This window comes from Bradyrhizobium sp. 142 (genome assembly GCF_023074015.1).
In the GTDB taxonomy this organism is placed as follows: Bacteria; Pseudomonadota; Alphaproteobacteria; order Rhizobiales; family Xanthobacteraceae; genus Bradyrhizobium.
In genome coordinates, this window is the sequence record NZ_JADPKQ010000527.1 from 1 (window position 1) to 5577 (window position 5577).

General features: G+C 57.8%; 3 protein-coding genes and 1 pseudogene. 2 read left to right on the forward strand and 2 right to left on the reverse strand.

The features are described 5' to 3' along the window. Window positions 1–96: 96 nt before the first annotated feature. Window positions 97–354: pseudogene (locus IVA82_RS47065) on the reverse strand (transposase); the annotation flags it as partial. Window positions 355–454: 100 nt separating this feature from the next. Between IVA82_RS47065 and IVA82_RS47070 the strand changes: the two are divergent. Further along, window positions 455–598, forward strand: coding sequence for a hypothetical protein (locus tag IVA82_RS47070; protein ID WP_247389200.1), 144 nt, complete (start codon window positions 455–457; stop codon window positions 596–598). Window positions 599–827: 229 nt separating this feature from the next. Here IVA82_RS47070 and IVA82_RS47075 read toward each other — a convergent pair whose 3' ends face one another. Further along, window positions 828–1253 (reverse strand): DUF4440 domain-containing protein, encoded by a 426-nt coding sequence (locus IVA82_RS47075; RefSeq protein WP_247389201.1) that lies wholly within the window; start codon window positions 1251–1253, stop codon window positions 828–830. 3129 nt (window positions 1254–4382) lie between these two features. Between IVA82_RS47075 and IVA82_RS47080 the strand changes: the two genes are divergently transcribed. Continuing rightward, window positions 4383–4616 carry a PilZ domain-containing protein gene (locus IVA82_RS47080; RefSeq protein WP_247389202.1) on the forward strand — a complete coding sequence of 78 codons (234 nt, stop codon included), beginning with the start codon at window positions 4383–4385 and terminating at the stop codon, window positions 4614–4616. Window positions 4617–5577: the final 961 nt, after the last annotated feature.

Sequence of the window (5577 nt, forward strand, 5' to 3'; positions counted from 1 at the left end):
GACGCGAGTGGTCAACAATTTGCATCGGCGTGCCAAGGCATTCGGCTTTGTTCTCCAGCCCTTGGAGCCGAAAGTAGTTGCTGCCGTTTCTTAGGAATCATTCTCCAGCGTCAGCTCTCCGATCTTGGCATGCAGCGACTTCACATCGACTGCGGGCGCGGCCGGCGGCCCGCCCCCTGGTCCGAAAATCCCGGAAGCATTGCCCTCAAGCTGCGATTTCCACGCCGTAATCTGATTGGGGTGAACGTCAAAATGCTCGGCCAGTTGGGCTATCGTTCGATCGCCTTTGACGGCGGCCAGAGCCACCTTCGCCTTGAAGGCCGGTGAGTGATTCCGGCGTGCTCGTCTGCTCATCGTCTCTCCTGATTCGCGGGCCTATCGTGCCCGTCGTCAGGCAGAAACTCCACTTAACGTCCTGTGCAGATTTCCGGAGCCGGCTCTCTATGACCTCGCCATGATGGCGCTCGCGGACTATCTCACTCGCGAGAGGGATGCCGCGGACACTATCGACCGGCTGGTCCGCATCCTTGACCGCGACAGCCTATGGGACGCCATCACCGAGATCTTGGTGGATGCCCGCGTGGATGTGTCGGAGTAAAAAGTTTGGCTAGACCGATCACCTAGGAACGTGGGTTTACATCCATCGGAAGCGCTGCGACGAGCATGCCAGCGGGCGATCCCGAATAATTCGCGGACGCGAACGACTCGCGATCCGTGGAGTATCTAGGCGCAGGCGCAGCCTCCTTCCCCACGCTCCGGCGTAGCGCCTCCATCAAGTCGACGACGTTCTCGCCCTTCGGCCGTTCCTATTCGGGCGGCACGGACGCCTATTTGCCCTCGTTCCATATGTCGGTGGTGAGCTTCCAGTCGTTTCGGACCTTTTCCCAAACGACGACATATTTTCCCGTCACCTCCTGCGGTGTCGGTCCCTTAGTCTTCAGAGTGAAAGTCCCGATTTCGCGCGCTGCGGAAGGGCCAAGCGGCTTGACGTCAACAGTTGTGAGCTTTGGATCGCCAACTTGGTCGGCCATGCCTTTCCACATCGCCTCGATGGCCGCTCGGCCGTGTACCATCGCAGAACCAGGCGGCAAGGCCGTCGCATCAGTGCTGTAGAGCGACGCAATCCCGGAGAAATCCCCCTTGCTGAATAATTCAATCCATTTCGCGTTAGTCGCTTCAATCTCGGCCTTCTGAGCCGAAGCCGGCGCGGTCAATGAGATCACGAATGCAATCACCAGTGCTCTGCCGCGCATGATCACCTCCCATTCCGAACTTGACCTCAACGTGGATCTGCATCTCAGACTCCGTTTGGCATTACAGCAATTCCGGAGAATTACCGTCAGAAACGTTGACGAACCGGAGCGACCCAGGCGCCTCGCGCAGCAACTTGTGAGTACAAGCCGAAACACTGGAACGAAATACAGTTCAGCCCCGCATCAAACCCTGCCAGGCCAGCGTGCTCACAAATGTTCGAACTAACTCGGCGGCAAGACTGGCCGTCTATTCAGGACAGCGCGGTCGCCCCATTTTTCGCTCGACGTTGCAGTAAATAGAGCAACGAGCCGATCACCTTCCCAAAGCTCAACATCGTGCTCGCTATACATTTGCTCGGCTCGACGTCTCGCAGCCTGCTCGTCGACGCAGTCGAGCTTTGCCGCGCAGATCACTCGCCGGCTGCTGTCCACCACAAAAACTTTGTACCGCATGATGGCAGTCCCATCCAAAAGGGGACCATCATCGTAATCGAATGTTTATCTAACGCAGTGCCAAACTGAGTGCAGGTGCGCGGAACCATTGTACGTGTGGCAATTCGGCAATACCAACGCTTGAACTCATTCACGCCGCCGCGAAGTCCTGCCCAATGTAGCGCGCTTCAGTGGCGTAATCTCACGGCGTGCCGAAGCGTGCGGCCCGAGCTTAAGATCGAGAAGCTCCGCAGCGTCGGCAGCAGAAGACCTAACCAAGTTGCCGTCCAGCTGCGTGCTTCGTCGTGCGCCCCTGCAATGCGCGTGCCCCATCGACATAGCTGGAGGTGAGTCGGCGGGCGCCCGCGCGGCTCGAGCTTATGACGAAGACGAGGCCGAGCGTCATCAGCAACGCGCCGACCCAAGTTGACGTCCGACCCCAGCCATCATCGCCCGCCTCGGCCGGCATAGCCGCAAGAACCGAGGCCGCATCGCCGGTCGTCGGCGCGAGAAGCTTCCCCGCCTCGGCTTGACGGGGCGCGGATCACTCGGGCGCGATCTGAGCGGTCGGAGGATCGGCGATGGTGCCGTCGCTACCGCGGCCACCAAACCGGCACTGACACTGGAAGCGGCATCAGCATCAGCCGCCTTGATTGGGGAACGAGGCGACCTCGGCTGAGACGCTTCCGGCGATGGGGAGCGCTGCAACTCGGCATGCGCATCCACGACCGCTCTCGCCGGCGCGGTCTCGTTCTTGTCGGAACGAGCGACACGATGCTGGGCAGTGCGATGAACCCCCTTCCTCACCGTCGTGATTCCTTGGACTTGGAACCAGCATTTTGTACGGTGGCCGTCGAACCGATAGACCCAATGCGCCCCGTCCGCGGTCGTGTTGCCGGTCGTCGCCGTCGATCGCAAGGACATGAAAGGCGTAGAGCTGCACCTCGTGATCATGCTTCCGCGAGTGCTGCGCGTTCAAATCCGAATTGCCGCCAGCGGCGGATGACAGAAACGCATGAGAACGTGGGATTTCCAACAACCGATAGTGGTGCAATTAAATGCAGTAAGGCAGAAATCCACAATTAAACCGAATTAAATATAGACAAAATTTAAAGGATGATTTAATTTGGCAATACCTTGACGCCGGACGAACGCGTCAAGCTCTCCGAGAAACGGCTCCAGCATCCTGCCCCTGCTTACGCCTCGGATGTAGGGGCCGTTTCTTCGGGGAATGGGAGCGAACCATGCAGTTCCTGTCCCTAGGTGACGTGTTTCTTGTCTCCGCGATGACAGGAGCAATCATGCTGGTTGAGATCGCACTTTTCATTATTGTGGGCTTGATCTGAGCCAATGAAGCACAATAACGGGAAATTACGGCCGCCGCGTCCGTGGGCCATGCTCGGGGCGAATACACCAAACCGGGCCTCGCGTTTTGGCTGCACTAGCCGCGCGCGGGCGACGGCGACTTGGAATGCGAGCGGGGCAGGTCCGCGCCAGCCGAGCTCGACGTTCCGTCCGACGCTTTTAAGCGACAACGATCTTGGCGCAGGACCGCTCGAGCCATTTCCCAATGGATGGTGGGCGTCACCCTAAAAGCGAACAGTAAGACCTACTGTCAAAAGCGACCAGAACTGGGAGGTCACGAATCGCACGGGGGCGATAAGTTCAGCTTTCTTAGGAGGGGATCCAGCCCGTCCGAACGGCACCGCTTAGCCTCAACCTGCTTTAGAGGCTGATCAGAGGCGGCCTTTCTTCGTCCTCTTGTGCTGTCGGCTCTTTTGTTTGCGGCCTTGGCCTTCAGGTCATGCGGATCGTGCCAATGACGCGGAGTAAAGTCGCGAGGCGATGGAAGAGCGGCTTGCTTTGGTGCTGGTGGCTGCAAATCAGCTTGCTCCTTACCGCCAGGCTGAACGTACGCCACATCCACGCTCTCAACGGCAGTCGGCATGTCCAGTTTGATTGCGAATGGCAGGCGATCAGCCTTGTTGCCAGCAACTATTGGCCTGACCACTTCAGGCCCGGGCGGCGGTGCGGATTTCTTGGACGCTGCAGCAATAGCACCCAGTCCCGCTAGGCAAGCCACTCCAAGCACGACGATTCTAATCACGTGGCCGCTCCCTTTTGCAGAGCGGTCCAACGGTCATGATCAAGTTGGCCCAAAATGAGGCCTCTTCGTTGGCTTGGTTAACCGTTCTACTTTGCCGCTTGGCCCAGCGCGGACAGGCGCCTTGGATCGGGGGTCCAGCGCAGGCGATGAGGGCGAATGGCCCCGGATTCGCCTAATCCTCCCTAAATAACTATTTAATCATTTAATCTTATAGTTTAATATGCGACATATTAAATATGCCGTTAAGGTACAATTAAAATATATTAAAAGGGCTCTGCGTACCGATGGAGAGGACGGCTAGAGATGTGGCCTCGACCCGAACACGAGATGACTAAGCCGGCGCCGACTTTGCTGGCACTTTCGGTAAGTGCCCCGGAGCAGCGGTCGTGATGGCTCACCAACCTGGGTTGATCGTCCTTGGGCAGGCAAGTCGGACAATCTCAGCGCATCCCTTCAAATCCGGATCCTCGACCGTCAGGCCGATTTCTGAGTCGGCGTCTTTGGCGGCATTGAAAGGCACGCGCTGCGTCGCCAAGGGATAGTTACTGAGGTCGATTTGCGTGCGTTGTCTCAAATACCTGGAGAACAATATGTTCGAGAATCCTCGCTCGCCTCGCGTTGTAACGTTAGGCTCGATCAGCTTCGGCCGGTCGAAAACAGTGTGCACCATTCGAAGCATTTCAGCGTACGGCGCCGCGCTCGATGTTGCTGCAGACGAAAAACTTACTAACGAATTCGCGCTGACGGTCATTCCCGACGGGAGCCCACGCCGCTGTGCAGTGGTCTGGCGCCACGAGAAGCGCATCGCCGTCGCGTTCTATTGATACATCGCACGCATAGTCTCAAAAGAGTATGCCGTACCTAAAATCGAGATAGGCGTGAGCCCACGAATCTGCGAGTGTCAAAGCATTGTCAGGCGTGTCGGGTCACGGAGGAGCCGATGTGCATAGCATTGCCTTATCTGGGAATTGGCGTCTGCTTGTCTCTTACGACCTGGCTCGCATTGGGGCTGGTACTCTCTGAGAACTGGATGACTGCCGCCAGTGCCGTCTTGGTGTGAACCAGAGATTCGTGCAAGTTCGACTGAAGGCGCTGCGTCCTCGTTCTACATAGTTGGACGACGCCTTCGTCCTCCAATCCTCTTGCCGAGCTTTTCAATACCACTCCTCGCCAAGACGCTGCGACGTCTTCCGCGCAAGCGGAATGCTCGCCGCGGCCCTCCGCGGCTCGCCGTTGCATCTCCGGAAGACAACCTGGGCTCTTGGCTCGCCGGCCGGACGCATCACCCTAGGGCCCTTTGAGCGAAGGAAGATCGGACCGGATCTATTCCAGGCAGGCTTGAGAGCTTGGTCTCGAAGCACCGCGATCGGCCTCACCGAGGCAACCGGCAGAAGCACTGGATCAAAGTGAAGAACCGGCACCATCGTGCGATGGAGCGCGAACTATAGGAGCGACGATTTCGCGGATTCCTTCCGACGCCTCGTCACAAAACTGTGGCATCGTCCTTGCATAATCGAAACCAACTGAGATTTCAGCGCTCAGTTAGAAAATAGGCGATGCCGGGACGCACTTTTTGAGTCCGACGTCGCTTTTCCATTCGCTTAGCATCCGCATCCTCCGACTTGTTTCAGTAAGCGGGATGGCCGCATGACATACGACACAGCCACAGTCCACATGCTCCGGAATATTCTAGACGAAGTTCTGTCCAGCCCCTCCTTTACTCGTCAGCAGCAGCGTTCTGCGGTGGAAGTTGCCGAGCGAGTTCTCTTGCTGGCCTCCCAAGGG

Excerpts from the sequence above, each read along its gene's own strand:
- IVA82_RS47075 (WP_247389201.1), bottom strand. The coding sequence starts at position 1,253 with ATGCGCGGCAGAGCACTGGTGATTGCATTCGTGATCTCATTGACCGCG.
- IVA82_RS47070 (WP_247389200.1), top strand. The coding sequence starts at position 455 with ATGATGGCGCTCGCGGACTATCTCACTCGCGAGAGGGATGCCGCGGAC.
- IVA82_RS47080 (WP_247389202.1), top strand. The coding sequence starts at position 4,383 with ATGTTCGAGAATCCTCGCTCGCCTCGCGTTGTAACGTTAGGCTCGATC.